General features: G+C 66.2%; 20 protein-coding genes. 8 read left to right on the top strand and 12 right to left on the bottom strand.

Annotated features, from left to right (window positions below):
• Positions 1-69: 69 nt before the first annotated feature.
• From EWE75_RS12470 to EWE75_RS12460, 3 genes are all read right to left on the bottom strand, one after another.
• Positions 70-1,086 (bottom strand): amidohydrolase family protein, encoded by a 1,017-nt coding sequence (locus EWE75_RS12470; RefSeq protein ID WP_130157920.1) that lies wholly within the window; start codon positions 1,084-1,086, stop codon positions 70-72.
• Positions 1,083-1,943 (bottom strand): NAD(P)-dependent oxidoreductase, encoded by an 861-nt coding sequence (locus tag EWE75_RS12465; RefSeq protein WP_130157918.1) that lies wholly within the window; start codon positions 1,941-1,943, stop codon positions 1,083-1,085. The genes EWE75_RS12470 and EWE75_RS12465 overlap by 4 nt, the downstream gene beginning before the upstream one ends.
• Positions 1,944-2,193: 250 nt before the next feature.
• Positions 2,194-3,381 (bottom strand): LysR family transcriptional regulator, encoded by a 1,188-nt coding sequence (locus EWE75_RS12460; RefSeq protein ID WP_130157916.1) that lies wholly within the window; start codon positions 3,379-3,381, stop codon positions 2,194-2,196.
• 94 nt (positions 3,382-3,475) lie between these two features.
• Here EWE75_RS12460 and ligK point away from each other — a divergent pair, with 94 nt between their 5' ends.
• Genes ligK through EWE75_RS26150 form a run of 3 tightly spaced genes read left to right on the top strand, consistent with a single transcriptional unit; the run spans position 3,476 to position 5,815 of the window.
• The gene (ligK, locus tag EWE75_RS12455) at positions 3,476-4,147 is read left to right on the top strand and encodes a 4-carboxy-4-hydroxy-2-oxoadipate aldolase/oxaloacetate decarboxylase (protein WP_130157914.1); all 672 of its coding nucleotides are present in this window, start codon (positions 3,476-3,478) and stop codon (positions 4,145-4,147) included.
• A 27-nt stretch (positions 4,148-4,174) separates the two neighbouring features.
• The gene (locus tag EWE75_RS12450; protein WP_130157912.1) at positions 4,175-5,227 is read left to right on the top strand and encodes a 4-oxalomesaconate tautomerase; all 1,053 of its coding nucleotides are present in this window, start codon (positions 4,175-4,177) and stop codon (positions 5,225-5,227) included.
• Positions 5,228-5,284: 57 nt separating this feature from the next.
• Entirely contained in the window at positions 5,285-5,815 is a 531-nt protein-coding gene (locus tag EWE75_RS26150) for an SWIB/MDM2 domain-containing protein (RefSeq protein WP_345789379.1), read from the top strand.
• Positions 5,816-5,934: 119 nt separating this feature from the next.
• Here the strand turns inward: EWE75_RS26150 and EWE75_RS12440 are convergent, their stop codons facing one another.
• Positions 5,935-6,600 (bottom strand): UPF0149 family protein, encoded by a 666-nt coding sequence (locus EWE75_RS12440; RefSeq protein ID WP_130157910.1) that lies wholly within the window; start codon positions 6,598-6,600, stop codon positions 5,935-5,937.
• The gene (locus EWE75_RS12435) at positions 6,601-8,451 is read right to left on the bottom strand and encodes a M1 family metallopeptidase (protein WP_130157908.1); all 1,851 of its coding nucleotides are present in this window, start codon (positions 8,449-8,451) and stop codon (positions 6,601-6,603) included.
• A 334-nt stretch (positions 8,452-8,785) separates the two neighbouring features.
• Between EWE75_RS12435 and EWE75_RS12425 the strand changes: the two genes are divergently transcribed.
• The 3 genes from EWE75_RS12425 to EWE75_RS12415 are packed head-to-tail and all read left to right on the top strand — an operon-like array spanning position 8,786 to position 9,548.
• Positions 8,786-9,049: a type II toxin-antitoxin system ParD family antitoxin gene (locus EWE75_RS12425; RefSeq protein ID WP_130157906.1), complete on the top strand. Its 264-nt coding sequence runs from the start codon at positions 8,786-8,788 to the stop codon at positions 9,047-9,049.
• A gap of 6 nt (positions 9,050-9,055) precedes the next feature.
• The gene (locus tag EWE75_RS12420; RefSeq protein ID WP_130157904.1) at positions 9,056-9,349 is read left to right on the top strand and encodes a type II toxin-antitoxin system RelE/ParE family toxin; all 294 of its coding nucleotides are present in this window, start codon (positions 9,056-9,058) and stop codon (positions 9,347-9,349) included.
• 10 nt (positions 9,350-9,359) lie between these two features.
• Positions 9,360-9,548: a hypothetical protein gene (locus EWE75_RS12415; protein WP_130157902.1), complete on the top strand. Its 189-nt coding sequence runs from the start codon at positions 9,360-9,362 to the stop codon at positions 9,546-9,548.
• Positions 9,549-9,597: 49 nt separating this feature from the next.
• Here the strand turns inward: EWE75_RS12415 and EWE75_RS12410 are convergent, their stop codons facing one another.
• Both EWE75_RS12410 and EWE75_RS12405 read right to left on the bottom strand, forming a co-directional pair.
• Positions 9,598-9,795, bottom strand: a complete 198-nt coding sequence (locus EWE75_RS12410; RefSeq protein WP_130157900.1) for a helix-turn-helix transcriptional regulator — start codon at positions 9,793-9,795, stop codon at positions 9,598-9,600.
• Positions 9,792-10,211, bottom strand: coding sequence for a hypothetical protein (locus tag EWE75_RS12405; RefSeq protein WP_130157898.1), 420 nt, complete (start codon positions 10,209-10,211; stop codon positions 9,792-9,794). The genes EWE75_RS12410 and EWE75_RS12405 overlap by 4 nt, the downstream gene beginning before the upstream one ends.
• 470 nt (positions 10,212-10,681) lie before the next feature.
• On the opposite strand from EWE75_RS12405, the gene EWE75_RS25070 reads away from it, so the two are divergent.
• On the top strand, positions 10,682-10,855 hold the full coding sequence (locus EWE75_RS25070) for a hypothetical protein (RefSeq protein WP_165388369.1): 174 nt from the start codon (positions 10,682-10,684) through the stop codon (positions 10,853-10,855).
• Positions 10,856-11,060: 205 nt separating this feature from the next.
• Here EWE75_RS25070 and EWE75_RS12400 read toward each other — a convergent pair whose 3' ends face one another.
• The 4 genes from EWE75_RS12400 to EWE75_RS12385 all read right to left on the bottom strand — a co-directional run bounded on the left by EWE75_RS12400 (position 11,061) and on the right by EWE75_RS12385 (position 14,867).
• Complete coding sequence (locus EWE75_RS12400; protein ID WP_130157896.1) at positions 11,061-11,783, bottom strand: EF-hand domain-containing protein; 723 nt, start codon at positions 11,781-11,783, stop codon at positions 11,061-11,063.
• A 279-nt stretch (positions 11,784-12,062) separates the two neighbouring features.
• On the bottom strand, positions 12,063-12,440 hold the full coding sequence (locus EWE75_RS12395; protein WP_130157894.1) for a nuclear transport factor 2 family protein: 378 nt from the start codon (positions 12,438-12,440) through the stop codon (positions 12,063-12,065).
• On the bottom strand, positions 12,437-12,916 hold the full coding sequence (locus EWE75_RS12390; protein ID WP_231708333.1) for a YaiI/YqxD family protein: 480 nt from the start codon (positions 12,914-12,916) through the stop codon (positions 12,437-12,439). Before EWE75_RS12390 ends, EWE75_RS12395 begins: the two co-directional genes overlap by 4 nt.
• Before the next feature lie 88 nt (positions 12,917-13,004).
• Positions 13,005-14,867 (bottom strand): ABC-F family ATP-binding cassette domain-containing protein, encoded by a 1,863-nt coding sequence (locus EWE75_RS12385; protein WP_130157892.1) that lies wholly within the window; start codon positions 14,865-14,867, stop codon positions 13,005-13,007.
• Between the two features lie 157 nt (positions 14,868-15,024).
• Between EWE75_RS12385 and EWE75_RS25065 the strand changes: the two genes are divergently transcribed.
• Entirely contained in the window at positions 15,025-15,177 is a 153-nt protein-coding gene (locus EWE75_RS25065) for a hypothetical protein (RefSeq protein WP_165388368.1), read from the top strand.
• 7 nt (positions 15,178-15,184) lie between these two features.
• Here EWE75_RS25065 and EWE75_RS12380 read toward each other — a convergent pair whose 3' ends face one another.
• Positions 15,185-16,489 carry a sensor histidine kinase gene (locus EWE75_RS12380; protein ID WP_130157890.1) on the bottom strand — a complete coding sequence of 435 codons (1,305 nt, stop codon included), beginning with the start codon at positions 16,487-16,489 and terminating at the stop codon, positions 15,185-15,187.
• Positions 16,490-16,499 lie beyond the last annotated feature (10 nt).

Raw genomic sequence — 16,499 nt, 5'->3', positions numbered from 1 at the left:
GCAGGCGGTGGCGTGTGGGGCACGTACCTCGACTACGCTCGGCACGAACGGGGGAGGAGGGAGCGCCCATCACAGCCCGCGCGCCTTCAACATCGCGTCCAGTCGTGGGAACACCCGCCGCGCATTGCCCTCATAGATCGCATGGCGCTGCTCGTCCGAGATCGGCAGCGCATCGACATAGCGCTTGGTATCGTCGAAATACTGCCCCGTCGTCGGGTCGATCCCGCGCACCGCGCCGACCATCTCGCTGCCGAACAGGATGTTCTTGGTGTCGATCACCTCAGCGAGCAGATTCACCCCCGGCTGATGGTACACGCAGGTATCGAAATACACGTTGTTCATGAGATGCGTATCGAGGCTCGGCTGCTTGAGCATATCGGCGAGGCCACGATAGCGCCCCCAATGATACGGCACCGCGCCGCCACCATGCGGAATGATGAACCGCAGTGTCGGGAAATCGGCGAACAGATCGCCCTCGATCAACTGCATGAACGCGATCGTATCGGCGGCGATGTAATAGGCGCCGGTCGCGTGCAGCCCCGGATTGCAGCTTCCCGAGACGTGGATCATCGCCGGCACGTCGAGCTCGACCATCTTTTCGTAGAACGGATACCAGAAGCGGTCGGTCAGCGGCGGTGCGGTGAAATGCCCGCCGCCGGGATCGGGGTTGAGGTTGCAGCCGATGAACCCCATGCCGACGCAGCGCTCCAGTTCGGCGATCGACCCGGCCATATCGGCCTTGGGGTTCTGCGGCAGCATGCACACCGGCGCGAAGATGTCGGGATACAGATCGGCGCAGCGCTTGATGAGATCGTTGTTGGCGCGCGCCCATGCCAGCGCGACGCTTTCGTCGCCGACATGCGGCGCCATTGCCGAGGCGCGCGGGGAGAAGATCGTCATGTCCGCGCCACGCTCGCGCAGCAGGCGAAGCTGGTTGGTCTCCAGCGTCTCGCGGATCTCGTCGTCGGAGATGACGGGGTAGGGGGGCGTGGCCTCGCCCGCCTTGAACGCGGCCTTCTGCGCGTCGCGCCAGTCGTTATGCGCGGCGGGGGCGGTGGTGTAATGGCCGTGGCAATCGATAATCATGCGGCGTCAGCCTTTCGGGTGAGCAAATCGAGTTTGGCGGCGAGGCCGTCGGGCGGGGTGGCGCCGATCGCGCCGATCGCGCGCTGGCGGACGACCGTGCCGGTCGTCATCGTCGCGCCGGTGCCGAGCGAGTCGAGCGTCTTGACGACTTCCTCCATCTCGGCGGCGCGGCGCAGGCCGTGCGCGAGCATGCGGTCGAGATTGTAATCGGCGCGCTCGGCCCAGGGCTTGGGTTTCTCGCTCGCGTCGAGCGAGGCGAGCACTTCGTCGAGCACGCCGGCCCGGCTCGCGGCAAGCACGCATTCGGCGGTGAGCGCCTCGAGTCCCTTCACCATCACCGAGCGGATCATCTTGATCGACGACGCCCGCCCGACATCCCCGGGGACGACGCGCACGCTGGCGAAACCGAGTGCGGTGAGAAGCGCCGCGCCAGCCTCGGCGTGCGGACCGGACACGAGCAACGGCGCGGCGGTGCGCGCCGGCAGCACCGGCGACATCACCGCGACATCGACATAGCGACCGTTCTTGGCGTGGATCGCGGCGGCGGCAGCGTGCTTGGTATCGGGCGCGACACTGTTCATGTCGAACCAGAGAGTGCCGGGTGCGATCGCCGCACTCTCGGCCGCGAGCAACGCCTGATCGGCGGTGACGAGCGACAGCACCGCCTCGGCGCCATCGAGCGCTTGCGCGGCGGTGTCGCAGCCGGTCACGCCCAGCGACTCATATTGGGCACGCTTGGCGGCGGCGAGATCAGCGCGATCGGTCTTGATGTCATACGCCCGCAGCGACGCCGACAGGCCGGGCGCGAACGCCATCGCCGCCTCGCCGAATCCGATTAGGGCTATCGTCCGCTCCATGACACCGGCTTGCCGCGTGCGTGGCGCAGCGCCCAATCGGAATGCGCGCCGGGCTATTCGAAATCCTGATGTCCACTTTCAATGGAAGCCCAAGCCGGTTAGCCCGGAGCGAAGCCCTAACCGTTCTCTCCGAACGAACTCCCAACCCGTTCGCCCGGAGCGCACCCTAACCCGTTCGCCCCGAGCGAAGTCGAGGGGCAGGCCCGGAGCGCAGGTGCCTCGACTTCGCTCGGCACGAACGGATAGTGCATCATTCTCGCCCCGAAGGCCCCGCCACCCCCGCCAACGCCTTGAGAAACCGCGCCTGCGCGCGCGTCGGTCGCCAGTCGCGCCGCGTGGTCACGCCGATCACCCGGCCGCTCACCTCGGGTTCCGGGCCGATCGCGGCCAGTACCCCGCTATCCACCTCAAGCGCGACCTGTTGCGGCGACAGCAGCGTCAGAAAATCGCTCTCAACCAGAATGCCGCGGATCACCATCACCGATCCGCACTGCACCGGCGCGCGCGGCAGCGGCCCGTCGCCGAACATCCGCTCCCAAAGCGAGCGCAGCGGCGCGCCGGCATGGCTCACCACCCACGGAAAAGCGGCGAGCTGCTCGGGCGTTGGCGCCGCCACCCCGGCGAGCGGATGGCCGGCACGCCCGACGATCACCAGCCGGTCGGTGACGAGCGGCATTTGCACCATGTCGGGCGGCCCCGGCTCGGGTCTTAGCGCGCCGATCATCAGGTCGATCGCGCCGTCGCGCAGCGCCTCGGCGAGTTCGCGCCACGATCCCTCAATGACATGGATCGCGACGTGCGGCGCCGCCGCCACCGTCTGCGCGATCGCGCGCGGCACCAGCATCGCGCGCGACAGCGGCATCGCGCCGATCACGACGCTGCCGCCCGCCTGATCGGTGATCTCGGCGATGCCGCCCGCGATCTCGGCCCGCGCCAGCCTTATGCCACGCGCGAGCCGAAGCCCTGCCGGGCTGAGCGCGATGCCACGCCCGCGCCGATCGACCAGAGCGATCCCGCACACCTGCTCCAGATCGCGCACCGCGCGGTGGATCGCCGGCTGCGACAGCCCGGTCGCGGCGGCTGCGCCCACGAAGCTGCCGGCGTCGGCGAGGCTCAGGAACGCATGCGCCTGAGTCGCGGTCATTAGCCATTCCGGGCTGGCGAAGCGCCGCCCGCCGCGCACGCCGCCGGCCAGATGCGCGAACGCGGCGGCCACGCGCGCCGCGAGCGCGCGGCCCGCCTCGGTCGGGTCCATCCCGCCCGGCCGCCGCGCGAATAACGCCACGCCGAGCTGCGCCTCCAGCTTGGCGATGCCCTGCGTCAGCGCCGGCTGCGACAGGCTGACCGCGTTCGCCGCCGCGCTCATGCTGCCCCGCTGCACGATCGCGCCGACCGCGCGCAGATGCCGCAGGTTGAGATCGAAGGGGGCGAGACTCATGCGCACGAATAGAGAAAACTTATCGGCACTTTGCAATTCGGAATTGTGATCATGCGCGGAAGGTTCAGGGCAGGCGGCAAAGGAGACTGTGAACATGGCCAGGGTCGTCACCAACATCGAACGCGCCGATCCATCGGTGATCGACGGCCTCGCGTCAGCGGGCGTCGCCACCGTCCACGAGGCGCAGGGCCGCATCGGCCTGCTCGCCAGCCACATGCGCCCGATCTACCCCGGCGCGCGCATCGCCGGCTCCGCCGTCACCATCTCGGCCCCGCCCGGCGACAATTGGATGGTCCACGTCGCGATCGAGCAGTTGCAGGCCGGCGACATCCTCGTCCTCGCGCCGACCTCCCCTTGCGAAGACGGCTATTTCGGCGATCTCCTCGCCACCTCGGCCATCGCGCGTGGCTGTCGCGGCCTCATCATCGACGCCGGCGTGCGCGACGTGCGCGATCTCACCCAGATGGGCTTCCCGGTCTGGTCGAAAGCGGTGTTCGCGCAAGGCACGGTGAAAGCCGTGCTTGGCTCCGTGAACGTGCCGATCGTCTGCGCGAACGCAGCGATCGAAGCCGGCGACGTGATCGTCGCCGACGACGACGGCGTCTGCGTGGTCAAGCGCGCCGATGCGGCGGACGTGCTCAAGAAAGCGCAAGCCCGCGAAGCCGCCGAGGAAGCCAAGCGCCAGCGCCTCGCCGCCGGCGAACTCGGCCTCGACATCTACGACATGCGCGGCAAGCTCGAAGCGATGGGGCTGAAATATGAATAAGATCCTCCCCGGCACGGGGAGGATCGTATGACATCCGCCCCCTGCATGTGGATGCGCGGCGGCACGTCGAAGGGTGCGGTGTTCCTCGCCGACGATCTCCCGCAGGACACCGCCACCCGCGACGCCTTCCTGTTGCGCGTGATGGGCTCGCCCGATCCGCGCCAGATCGACGGCATGGGTGGCGCCGATCCGCTCACTTCCAAGGTCGCGGTGGTTTCCAAATCGGCGCGCGACGGCGTCGATGTCGAGTATCTGTTTCTGCAAGTGTTCGTCGATCAGGCGATCGTCACCGATGCGCAGAATTGCGGCAACATGCTCGCTGCGGTCGGCCCGTTCGCGATCGAACGCGGCCTCGTCCCCGCGACCGCCGACGAGACGCGCGTCGCGATCTTCATGGTCAACACCGGCCAGATCGCGGTGGCGAGCGTCCAGACTCCCGGCGGCGTGCCGACCTATGCCGGCGACGCCCGCATCGATGGCGTCCCCGGCAGCGCCGCGCCGATCCCGCTCGAATTCCGCGACACCGCCGGCTCATCCTGCGGTGCGCTGCTCCCGACCGGCAACCCGGTCGATATGATCGACGGCGTCGCCTGCACGTTGATCGACAACGGCATGCCCTGCGTGGTGTTCAAGGCGGCGGATGTCGGCGCGACCGGCTATGAGGATCGCGAGACGCTCGACGCCGCGACCGATCTCAAGGCGAAGATCGAGGCGATCCGCCTCAAGGCCGGCCCGCTGATGAACCTCGGCGACGTCACCGAAAAGTCGGTCCCCAAGATGATGCTCGTCGCGGCGCCCGCGCACGGCGGCGCGGTGACGGTGCGCAGCTTCATCCCGCACCGCGCGCACGCGACCATCGGCGTGCTCGGCGCGGTCAGCGTGGCGACCGCCTGCCTCGTCGCGGGCTCGCCCGCCGCCGAGGTCGCGGTGATCCCCGAGGGCTCGCGCAAAACGCTGTCGGTCGAGCATCCCACCGGCGAGATGAGCTGCGTGCTGGACCTCGACGATCACGGTGCCGTCGCCACCGCCGCGTTGCTGCGCACCGCCCGCAAATTGATGGACGGAATTGTCTTCGGCTGACCTCCGTAATCGCACGTCGCGATCAGCCCACTTGCCTTTTGCGTCGCCGCGCGGATGATGGCGCCGCAGTTCGAGGGCGGTGCCGGCGCATTTTTCCAAGACCAGGGGCGTTCCCGTCGCATAAATGGGGCGCAACCCCGTCATAAAAGTGGCGCGCAGGCAACGAAGACGGACGAGCGACGTATATGCCTGGCAGGGAGCATTCCGCTCGAACAGGCAAGCACGGAGAGCATGATGGCACGAACGGCAGAAAAGAGCGGCAAGGGCGAGACGGCAGCCGCAGAGAAGAAGACCAAGGCGACCGCGAAGCCCGCCGCCAAGGCCACCGGCAGCGCGCGCGGCGGCATCACCGCCCCGGTCACCCCCTCGGCAGACCTGGCCGAGATCGTCGGCAAGGCGGACCTGCCGCGCAGCGAGGTCGTCAAGAAGGTCTGGGAGTATATCAAGAAGCACGATCTGCAGGACGCCAAGGACCGCCGCCAGATCAACGGCGACGACAAGCTGCAAAAGATTTTCGGCAAGCCCTCGGTCAGCATGTTCGAAATGAACAAGCACCTCAGCGCGCACCTCACCGCGAAGAAGGACTGACGGCACAGCGCGCCGCGACGCTGGCGGATCGGATGGTCCGCAACGGCGTCGCGGCGCGATGACCTCGCCCTCCGCCCGTTCGCTCAGCACGAACGGGTTGGAAAACCGTCAGCGCGGTCTCACGCCCCAGCGCAACATTTCTTGAACTTCTTCCCCGATCCACACGGGCAGGGGTCGTTGCGGCCGACCTTCGCAGCGGGCGTGCCCACCTCCGGCAGCGCGCCACCCGCGCCGCCATGCGCCGCGTAAAGCCGCACCACCTGCTCAGGGATAGCGATCGGCGCGGCGTCACTGACCTCGTTGATCTCCATGCTGGTCAGTACCGAACGGTTGTCGGCGATGTCCGCCAGTGCCAGCAGATAGATCACAGCCGCCGCAACTTCCGCGTCCGCGCCGGTGGTTATCGCGCGCCACGCATCCTCGCGCAGCGCCATCGCCAGCGCGAAACCGTCGATCCAGATCTCCCACAACACTTCGCCGTTGCGATCGTCCACGTCGAAGATCGGCACGAGCTTGCCCCGCCCCAGGTCGCGCACGATTTCGCCGTAGCGCGCGGCCACCATGTCGGCGAACAAAGTCGAGTCGGTCGGGTCTTCGAACGGCGCAGCCTCGCCATACAGGCCGCCCCAGATCGGCGGCAGCCATTCGCCGACCGCGATCGGCTCGGGGGAAGTGGCGATACCCGCGAGATAGCCGTCCAGCTCGGACAGCAGCATCGGTTCGTCCACCGGCAGATCGTACAGAATCTCGTCGAGCCGGCGCAGCCGCGAGGGAAGCTTAGCCACCTATTTGACCATGCCGTCGAGCGTCGCCGCCACTGTCGGGTGATAGGTCGCACGCGCGGTCGCATAGATGCGGCGTGCGATCGGCTGCCCCCACGCGCCTTGCGCCATCAGCCCGCGATACAGCGGATAGACGAACAACCCGCGCCCGATCGTGTGGAGATAGTGGTCGAGCGGCGTCACCACCGGATCATAATGGTTGGCGATGGCGAGGCTGAACCACGCGAAGCCGATATAGGCGCTCGGCGATTTTGACAGCCCCCAGGCCGAATCGAGTTCCGCCAGCCGCGCCGCGCTCTGCTGGCGCGGCAGCCCGTTGAGGAAGCGCAGCCATTCCTGCGTGCTCCACTTAGCGGTGTCGATCGAGGACGCTGCCGCACCCGCGTTGAACGCGGCGAGCTTGGTGTCGATCGCCGCCAGCGTCGCCGAGCGGACATGCACTGCATTGTCGGGCAGGCCGGGCTGATACGCCCAGCGATCCAGTTCGAGGTCCTTCTCCAGCGCGGCATCGCCCTTGATCAGATTGGCGCGCAGATCGGCGAGGAAGCCAGCGGTGGTCTGCGGCTGGAAGGCGTGGCGATCGAAATAGCTGCGCAGATACGCATCCCAGCGCGCCCGCCCGACGCGGTACTCGATCGTGCGCAGGAAGGTCGCGCCCTTGTTGTAATCGAGCTCGCCATAGGTGCCGCCCGGATCGCCATGCAGCCGCGTCGCGCCCGAATCCGCACCCGCCGCCTTCAGGTCGCGCTGGAGATTGTCCCAGCTAAGGTCCGCCAAAGTCGCGGCGCGCTCCTTGCCGTAGACCGCTTCGTCGATACGATTCTCGAAATAGGTGGTGAAGCCCTCGTTGAGCCACGCGTCGGACCAGGTCGCGTTGGTGACGAGATTGCCCGACCAGCTATGCGCAAGTTCGTGCGCGATCACATCGACGTTGGATTTGTCGCCGGTCAGGATCGTCGGCGTCGCGAAGGTGAGGGTGGGGTTTTCCATCCCGCCATAGGGGAAGCTTGGCGGCAGCATCAGGATGTCGTAGCGGCCCCAGCGATACGGCCCGTACAGCGCGCTGGCGGCGGCGACCATCTTCTCGGTATCGTCGAGTTCGGCGGCGGCGCGCGCCAGCGTCGCCGGCTCGGCATAGATTCCGGTGGTCGGGCCAAGCGGCTTGAATGCGAGATCGCCGACCGCGAAGGCGATCAGATACGGCGGCACCGCATGCGGCATATCGAACGCGAAGCGCTTCAGCCCCTTGCCCGCCGCCGCGCCCTGCGGCGTCAGCCGGTTGGCGCTCATCACCGTCATCATGTCGGCGGGCACGGTGAGGTGCGCCGACCAGCTCTGGCGGATGCCGGGGCTGTCCTGCGTCGGAATCCAGCTTCGGTTGTTGGTCGGCTCGCCCTGGCTGAACAGGAACGGCTTGGCCTTGCCGGCGGTGAGCGACGGCGGCAGCCATTGCAGCGCGCTCGCCTTAGGCGCGGACGTATAGGTGACGACGATCCGCCGCGCCGCGCCGATCGCGACCGTCAGCGGCGCGCCCTTGTCGGGCACGATGGCGCCGACGGTGTATTTCAGCGCACGCCCCTTGGCGTCGGTGATCCGCGCAATGACGAGCCCGTCGTCATCGAGCACGATCGTGCCGACGCCGGGCTTGGCGAGAATATCGAGCGTCGCCGTACCGCTCAGCCGCTGCGCGGTGAAATCGGCGGTAAGATCGAGATCGACATGAGTCACCCGCGCTTGTTCGGGCTCGGCGAAGGAGAGCGTATCCTTCGCCTCGGGCGTGGTGAGGATCGGGGCGGGCGCGTCCGCCGGGGTGGCGAGCGGCGCGGCGGCGAGCGCGAGGAGGGTCGGGATCATGGCGCGGTGCTACCGCGTTTCGTGGGGCGGGCAAAGAGGTGGTGGGGTGTTTGGGTCGAGCGGCGGAGCGGGGGAGCACGGTTCCGTGCGATGAACGGCTGCTGGCGCCCTCAACCGGAACCGACCCATGATGGCTGCTCGCACGCGCGGACGGCACCTCGGTAGCCCGGTAAAGCTCACCGGAGCCCAGTCCGCTGGTCGCCAAACCATCGCCAGCATGGCCGGCTTGCTCGGTTTCGATCGTTCCACCCTGTGGCGTGCAATCAAGTGATCTGCATCATTTGGTCCTTGCCTCATAAGTATGATATGTGATGCGTAACGAGTGGAGGCTTCTATGTCAGCGATCGAACGCATGACCATCACCATGCCGGCCGAGATGGCCGCTATTCTGCGCCAGACTGTTGCGGGTGGCGAATATGCGTCAACCAGCGAGGTCGTTCGCGAGGCATTGCGCGAGTGGACGCGCGCTCGCGATATTGAGCGTCGCGATCTGGAATCCTTGCGCGAAGCCATCCAGGCGGGGTTGAACAGCGGCCCCGGCATTCCGGCCGAGGAAGTCTTCGCCGAGCTACGCGCGCGTTACGCCAACAAGGCCTGATGCCCCGTGGCGTATCAGCTTTTACCGGCCGCACGGGCCGATCTGATCGAGATTGGCGATTTCATTGCGCTCGATAATCCCGCGCGTGCACAGTCGTTCATTGCCGAGATCGAGGCTACCATGATGGCGATCGCGGAGCGGCCAAGCAGTTTCCCGGCCCGCAATGAGTTGGCGACCGGCCTGCGAAGTGCGCGGCATGGTCGATATCTGATCTTCTTCGTGGCTGGCGATGTAGGGGTGCAGATTGTTCGCGTGCTTCATGGTGCCCGCGATCTCCCACAGGCCTTCGCCACCCATTGAGGAGAGGATCATGGATCAACTCTATTTCGAGATCGACCCCAATGAAGGCGGGTGGTTGCTCCGATTGTTCATGGGCAACGCGGAGCATGAAACTCGCCAATTTCCCGACGATGATGATGGTCATCACCAAGCCCGCACGGCCGGGCTCCAATTGTGCGAGGAATGGGCTGGTGGAGACTGGGCGCTCCTGCGGGATTAACGGCCGCTAGCGCCCAATTGACGACGCAAACGTCCGGGCGTTCCCGCGCTCACTCTTCGACGTCGCTGAATATCTCCTCGATCTGTTGGCCGAAAAGGCGCGCGATGCGGAACGCCAACGGCAGCAGCGGGTCGTGCTTACCGGTTTCGATCGCGTTGATGGCTTGACGCGAGACGTTGAGCCGGAGGGCCAATTCGGCCTGGCTCCAGTTCCGTTCCGCACGCAAAACCTTGAGGCGGTTGGTCATAGCCCGGTGCCACGGATACGCGTGTAGAAGTAGGCGAGCGACCAAGATGCAATGAGCACGCCGATCGTCGCGTGCATTGATACGCCACCCAAACTGGCGGTGAACAGCATCTGCCAGAGCGCGAGCGTGAAGAACACGGTGAACATGGCGATGAACGCCGATTTGGTCAGCGTTCGAAATAGAAAATCGTCGGCGTGCTTCTGGTCGTGTCGCGTGCTGAAGATAGCCAGCAAACCGGCTACGAAAATGGCGCCGATGATCGCAGCGCCCTTGATCGGCGGTTGAGCAGCGGGTGCAATCGGGGGGTAAGCTCTACTGGTGTTGAGCATTATGCCGATCACCGCAAAAGTGCCCGATGCGGCGAACAGCCCGTCAAACAGCAGTGGCGAGTATAACCTTTTGAAAAACCCGGGCATGCGAACCTCCCTCGTGTGTCAGGTATACCTGACTAGAGAAATTGGCGAAGATGTCAAGCTTACATGACATAATGTCGCAGTTTCATTACTTGAGTTGGTCGCCGGTCGGCTATCGCCCCAATTGGAGCGGCGAGACCCTATTTCGACCGTGACTCGGGCTGGCGCAAATCTGAGATATTCATGGTATGTTCCAAATTAACCGTTTCCCCGCCGGTGGTTTGTCGGTTAGATTTCATCTGCCGCTTCACGGCACCGCCGCAGGGCAGAAGGCGGAAACTATGACTTAACAGCGATCATCATTTTAAAAGCGACGGCTGAGTGGTCATCTGCTGCCTGCGTCTGGACGATTTGAACTCCCTGATTGATGGCGGAAACATAAGAACCCAGACTCTTTCACAGTCTATATCCCTGGACCTTCGAACAGAGACGACGCGCGGGCCTGTGCAGCCAATCCCAAGAGGAGATGGCTTATGCGCACCGTCAATCCCATGTTCCATATGGACGTGGACTATAACTGGCGCTGGTATTTGACTGGCGATCGGGGAAAAGTCCTGTGCATTTCGGCTCGGTCATTCTTCAATTTCGAAGATGCCCGCAGGGACTATGACGTTACGCAGGGGCAGTTCATGGCCAAAGCGGCCTAAACTGTCCCAACCTCAGATAATGTGAAGCGGTCGGGCGGCTCGGAAGGGTCGCCCGCTCTGCGTTCGGCAGGGGCAGTTGTTCCGTATTCACCAAGTCGCGACGTTCGCGATCAGCAAAGCCGACATCAGCGGCGGCCTGTCGGCAGTCACCTCACGTATTGCCGTCAAATCCTTGAGCGCCGCCTAAAAGCCGCCACGGTCTTCGCTATCCCGCCGGAACGGTTTCGAGAAACCGCGACAACAGGCCCGTCGCGCGCAAGGCGGGAAGATAGGCGGCCGCTTCGCACGATGCCCTGCTGCCCTCCGTTAGGTCGCACCCGGCAATGCCGCCATCGGGCGAGCGTGGCAACGCCGTGTCGAGGCGCTTGCGATCCGCGACCGGCAGGCTGTCGCGAAACCGGTCCAGTCGATCGAGCCGATCGGCCGGCGCCATAGCCGTATACCTCGCGGTCTGTCCGCTTCGCGCCGTCGCGCAGAGCGCGCCGGGCTGACACGGCGGCGTCTTCCAGTTCGCAATCTCTTTCTGCAAGGCGATCAACCACCGCCCGGCATAGGCGCCTCGCTCCTCCGCGCTGAGCACCCCGTCGTGATTCGTATCGGCTTCGTCGAACGCGCGATCGGCACCGGCGATCTCTTCCTCGGTCGAGATGCGGCCGTCATGGTTGGTATCCGCGCGTTCGAACGCAGCGCGCCCGACGGGGTCGTCGGGGAGTTTAGCGGTAGGGACCGGCTGCCCCTTGGGCATCATCGTCATCATCGTCATCATCGTCGCCAGCGCGGTGGCGCGGATTTCGGCATAGGTGGTGTAGCCGTCGTGGTTCGCATCCAGCCGACGGTGCAATGCCGATGCCGCTGCTTCGTTCTGCGCCCGTGTCGTCCCCGCTGGCGTGGCAACGGGGGCGGTCAGCAGGATCGCAAGTGAGAGCATGGCGTGATCCTGCTCCGCGCATCATGACGGGGCGATGAAGAGCGGGTGAAGATGGGATGGGATCACACGATACCCATTGTGGTCGGACCTGTCCTACACGCGAGGCCGGTGCCATACTTCCGGTCCCGCTCTTTGACAGTGTCCGCGCCAACCATAACGGCCCAGCTTCGTACCAAACGAGGCATGCACCCGCACGTCAGCCATGCCCAAAAGTGACACTCCCGGCACGGTGCGCCCGGTGGCTCACCTTAGCCGCGTTAAGCCAGTCTTCCGCACGCCTCAGGCCAGCGTGAGGTAGATCTCCGCCTCGATCACCCAAACGCCGCCGGTCTCGCGCCACTTGGCGGTGTACGCGCCCGAAGCGTTCGTCTGCCCGGCGGTGATGCCCTGCCAGCGGCCATGTTCGAGCGCGATCGGCTCGACCGGCGAGGCCACGATCGTATCGGGCGTGCGCGTATAAACGGTGCGCGTCACCGCCGCGAACTCGCGCTGCCACGCGGCAAGCTGCGCCTTGCGCCCGCTCAGCACCGCGCTGTCGGTGCCGGTGACGAGCATTGCATCGGCCGCGAGCAACGGCCCGATCGCGGCGAGATCACCCTCGACAAGCGCCCGGTTGAACGCCGCGCGGCGCAACCGGATGGCGAGATCGGCGCTCATCGCGCGAGCTTCACCAGCGCGGTATCGAGCGCTTGCAGGAAGCGCGAACGATCGGTCTTCGCGAACGGCGCCGGCCCGCCGATCACGTCGCCGCCGGCGCGCAGATCGGCCATGATCGCCCGCGTCGCGATCGCGCCGCCGATTGAGCTGGCGGTGAACGGCTTGCCGGTCGGCGCGAGCACCGTCGCGCCCGCCTTCAGGCAGCGGTCGGCGAGCAGGATGTCGGCGGTGATCACCACCGCGCCCGCATCCGCCCGCTCGGCGATCCAGTCGTCCGCCGCGTCGAACCCGTCCGACACCACCACGCGGCTGACCATCGGATGCAAGGGCACACGAAACGGGCTGTTGCTGACCACGACGACCGGCACATCCCGGCGATAGGCGACCTTGTAGATCTCCTCCTTGACCGGGCAGGCGTCGCCATCGACGAGGATGCGGGCGGTGGTCAGCGGGTTACGTCCTTGCCTGTGTTCCAACCCGTTCGTGTCGAGCGAAGTCGAGACATCCTGCGCCACACGTGCGGCATGTCCCTCGACTTCGCTCGGGACGAACGGCGTCTCGCAGCTACGCCGCGATCCCCTCGAGCGATTCGCTGATCTCGAACCACACCGCCTCGGCCGCTTCGAGCTTCTTCGAAACCGTCGCGTGCTCCTTCGCCCGCGCGTGCGGGTTCATCCGCGCCAGCCACGGCTCGGCCACCGACGGATCGGCGATGGCGCGGTCGATCGCGTCGCGCTGGCGGGTGAGCTTGGCGACCAGCGCCTCGGCCTCATGCGCGCGTTTCCTGAGCGCATTGGCCTGTTCGCGCGCTGCGTCGCCGGCCTTGTCCTTGGCTTTCGCCTTGCCCTTGGCCTCGGCGGCGGCGGGGTCGCCGGCCAGCACGAAGGCGATATAATCCTCCATGCTGCCGTCATATTCGCGCGCGGTGCCGTTATCGACCAGCACGAGCCGGTCGGCGGTCAGCTCGACCATGTGGCGATCGTGGCTGACGAGGATGACCGCGCCGTCATAGGCGTTGAGCGCCTGCACCAACGCCTCGCGCGCATCGACGTCCAAGTGGTTGGTCGGCTCGTCGAGGATCAGCATGTGCGGCGCGTCGCGGGTGATGAGCGCCAGCGCGAGTCGCGCGCGCTCGCCGCCGGAGAGCTTGCCGACCTTGGTGACCGCCTTGTCGCCCTGGAAGCCGAACCGGCCGAGCTGCGCGCGCACCGATGCCGGCGTCTTGCCAGGCATCACGCGCACCATGGTTTCGAGCGGTGTGTCGTCGCCGTCGAGTTCCTCGACCTGATATTGGGTGAAATAGCCGACCCGCATCTTGCCGCTCGCGTTCATCTCGCCGTGCATCGGTGCAAGCTGCGCGGCGAGCAGCCGCGCGAGCGTGGTCTTGCCGTTGCCGTTGCGCCCCAACAGCGCGACCCGGTCGTTCGGGTCGATCCGCAGGTTGAGCCGCTGGAGAATCGGCGTCTCGCCATAGCCGACCGTCGCGAGATCGAGCGTGATGAGCGGCGGCTTCAACTCGTCGGGGCTGGGGAATTCGAACGACAAGGTCGGGTCTTCGGCCATCGATGCGATCGGCTGCATCTTGGCGAGCATCTTCTGGCGCGACTGCGCCTGTTTCGCGGTCGAGGCGCGGGCGGAGTTCTTGGCGATATATTCCTGCAGCTTGGCGCGCTGCGCGTCCTGGCTCGCCTTGGCGGCGGCGAGCTGCGCCGCGCGTTCCGCACGCTGGCGTTCGAAGCTGTCGTAATTGCCCGAATACATCGCGACGCGCCCGCCCTCGACGTGGAGGATCGTATCGACGACGTTGTTGAGCAGGTCGCGCTCGTGGCTGATGACGACCATCATGTTGGGATAGGACTTGAGGAAATTCTCCAGCCACAAGGTCGCTTCGAGATCGAGATGGTTCGACGGCTCGTCGAGCAGCAGCAGATCGGGTTCGGAGAACAGCAGCGCGGCGAGCGCGACGCGCATCTTCCAGCCGCCCGAATAGCTGTCGAGCGGACGGTTCTGCATCTCCTCGTCGAAGCCCAGCCCGACGAGGATGCTGGAGGCGCGGGCAGGGGCGGTATACGCGTCGATCGCGCCGAGCCGCTCGTAAATCTCGCCGAGCCGGTCGGCATCCTCGCACGTCTCTGATTCGATCAGCAGCGCGGCGCGCTCGACATCGGCGGCGAGCACGGTTTCGATCGGCGTGGCGGTGCCTTGCGGGGCGTCCTGCTTGAGATAGCCGATCCGCGTCTTGCGCGGCATTTCGATCTCGCCGGTGTCGGGGTCGATCGAGCCGATCATCACCTTCATCAGCGTCGACTTGCCGGCGCCATTGCGGCCGATCAGCCCGACGCGGCTCTTGCCAGGCAGCGTCGCGGACGCATTGTCGAGGATCGTGCGCCCGCCAAGGCGCACCGTGATACCGTTGATATTGAGCATAAGGCTGCGCGCTTATCATGCGGTGCAGCATTCGTCACCTCCCGGCTTCGGGCCGGGTTGCCGTGGGGAACACTTCAAGGGCTGACACGTTGAATCGTGCAGGACTGACGGCGAGTCGAGTGAGAGCCTCTCTCCGCATGGATACGAGGAGCGAACGATGAACGGTGTTATCTATTTTCGCGCGGATCATGAGCTGGTTAGCCGGGTGATCGCAGAGAAACTGCGCCGCCGCACCGACCGCAATCGCATCGAAGACGGCTTCCGCGTGGTGCCCCGCAGCGGCGCGCACTTCGCGGCGGGCGCGGCGTAAGAAGACCTTAACGCGGCAAGGTGATCGTCGCGGTCAACCCGCCGCCCGCGCGATTGGCGAGCATGATATCGCCGCCCGCCTCGCGCACGATCGCACGCGCAAGCGCGAGGCCTAGACCGATCCCGCCGGTATCCTTGTTGCGCGAATGTTCGAGCCGGGTGAACGCCTCGAACACGTCGTTGAGCCGCTCCTCGGGGATGCCGGGACCACGGTCGCACACCGCGATCGTCACCTGATGCGGTGTTTCGGCGAGCTGCACCTCCACCTCGCGCGCATATTTGAGCGCATTCTCGATCAGGTTGCGCAACGCGCGCCGCATCAACGACGGCCGCAACCGCATCCGCAAACGCGCGCGCTCCTCCAACGCGACCTCCTCGCCGAGATCGAGGAAATCGTCGACCACCGCCTCGACCAGCGCCGCCAGATCGACTTCGGTCGGCGGCTCGCTCGGGCGGCCCAGCCGCGCGAGCGACAGGATGTCGTCGAGCGTGCGGTTCATCTCGGCGATCGTATCGGCCATGCGCGCGCGGTCGGTATCGTCCTCGACCGATTCGATCCGCACGCGCAAAGCCGCCAGCGGTGTGCGCAGATCGTGGCCGATCGCGCCGAGCATCCGGTCCTTCTCGTCGAGCATCGCGGTCACACGCAGCCGCAGCGCGTTGAACGCGGCGATCACGTCGCGAACGTCCTGCGGCCCGCGCCCTTCGATCGGCTCGGCCGGCTCACCGGGGCGGAAACCGCGCGCCGCGCCCGCCAGCGTGCGCAGCGGCTTGGAAATCTGCCGCGCCGCGACCAGCACCGGCACCAACACGACGACGTAGAGGATGATCGTCTGCCAGATCAGCCGCCAGAAGATCATGTCGTCACCACGGAACCACGGCACCGACAATACCAGCCAGTCGCGGCCGGGGCGTTCGACCGCGATCATCAGTTCACCGCCGGCGCGGCGGAAGCGTTCGCGACGTTCCTTGCCGGTGAAACGCAAGCGCCGGTCATCGGGCGCAAGCGCGCGCACTTCGGTCTCGACCCGGCCGACCTTGATCCCCGCCTCGGCGAGCGCGGTGCGCAGGCTGTGTTCGATATCGTTGCGATGCTCGCCCTGGGGCGCGACCGGCGAGGCGGCGACGCTGCGCACGCGCCCGCGATCGAACCGTGACGGATCGCCGAACGCATTGCGCTCGATCGCGTCGGCGATGCGCCCGACCACCGGCCCGGTCGCGCCCTCGATCCGCGCGCGCTGGCGTTCCTGCAACAACAAGGTGAAGTTGATCGCCTGCGCGACGAACAGGGCGACCGCAATCACCAGCGCCATCTGCCCGGAC

The sequence above is a fragment of the Sphingomonas populi genome (genome assembly GCF_004208535.1).
GTDB classification, from domain to species: domain Bacteria; phylum Pseudomonadota; class Alphaproteobacteria; order Sphingomonadales; family Sphingomonadaceae; genus Sphingomonas; species Sphingomonas populi.
This window is presented reverse-complemented; position numbering and strand designations above follow the sequence as displayed.

Bases quoted from the DNA above. Each gene is read 5' to 3' on its own strand.
- EWE75_RS12470 (WP_130157920.1), bottom strand. From the start codon at position 1,086: ATGATTATCGATTGCCACGGCCATTACACCACCGCCCCCGCCGCGCAT.
- EWE75_RS12465 (WP_130157918.1), bottom strand. From the start codon at position 1,943: ATGGAGCGGACGATAGCCCTAATCGGATTCGGCGAGGCGGCGATGGCG.
- EWE75_RS12460 (WP_130157916.1), bottom strand. From the start codon at position 3,381: ATGAGTCTCGCCCCCTTCGATCTCAACCTGCGGCATCTGCGCGCGGTC.
- ligK (WP_130157914.1), top strand. From the start codon at position 3,476: ATGGCCAGGGTCGTCACCAACATCGAACGCGCCGATCCATCGGTGATC.
- EWE75_RS12450 (WP_130157912.1), top strand. From the start codon at position 4,175: ATGACATCCGCCCCCTGCATGTGGATGCGCGGCGGCACGTCGAAGGGT.
- EWE75_RS26150 (WP_345789379.1), top strand. From the start codon at position 5,285: ATGGCGCCGCAGTTCGAGGGCGGTGCCGGCGCATTTTTCCAAGACCAG.
- EWE75_RS12435 (WP_130157908.1), bottom strand. From the start codon at position 8,451: ATGATCCCGACCCTCCTCGCGCTCGCCGCCGCGCCGCTCGCCACCCCG.
- EWE75_RS12425 (WP_130157906.1), top strand. From the start codon at position 8,786: ATGTCAGCGATCGAACGCATGACCATCACCATGCCGGCCGAGATGGCC.
- EWE75_RS12415 (WP_130157902.1), top strand. From the start codon at position 9,360: ATGGATCAACTCTATTTCGAGATCGACCCCAATGAAGGCGGGTGGTTG.
- EWE75_RS12410 (WP_130157900.1), bottom strand. From the start codon at position 9,795: ATGACCAACCGCCTCAAGGTTTTGCGTGCGGAACGGAACTGGAGCCAG.
- EWE75_RS12405 (WP_130157898.1), bottom strand. From the start codon at position 10,211: ATGCCCGGGTTTTTCAAAAGGTTATACTCGCCACTGCTGTTTGACGGG.
- EWE75_RS25070 (WP_165388369.1), top strand. From the start codon at position 10,682: ATGCGCACCGTCAATCCCATGTTCCATATGGACGTGGACTATAACTGG.
- EWE75_RS12400 (WP_130157896.1), bottom strand. From the start codon at position 11,783: ATGCTCTCACTTGCGATCCTGCTGACCGCCCCCGTTGCCACGCCAGCG.
- EWE75_RS12395 (WP_130157894.1), bottom strand. From the start codon at position 12,440: ATGAGCGCCGATCTCGCCATCCGGTTGCGCCGCGCGGCGTTCAACCGG.
- EWE75_RS12385 (WP_130157892.1), bottom strand. From the start codon at position 14,867: ATGCTCAATATCAACGGTATCACGGTGCGCCTTGGCGGGCGCACGATC.
- EWE75_RS25065 (WP_165388368.1), top strand. From the start codon at position 15,025: ATGAACGGTGTTATCTATTTTCGCGCGGATCATGAGCTGGTTAGCCGG.
- EWE75_RS12380 (WP_130157890.1), bottom strand. From the start codon at position 16,489: ATGGCGCTGGTGATTGCGGTCGCCCTGTTCGTCGCGCAGGCGATCAAC.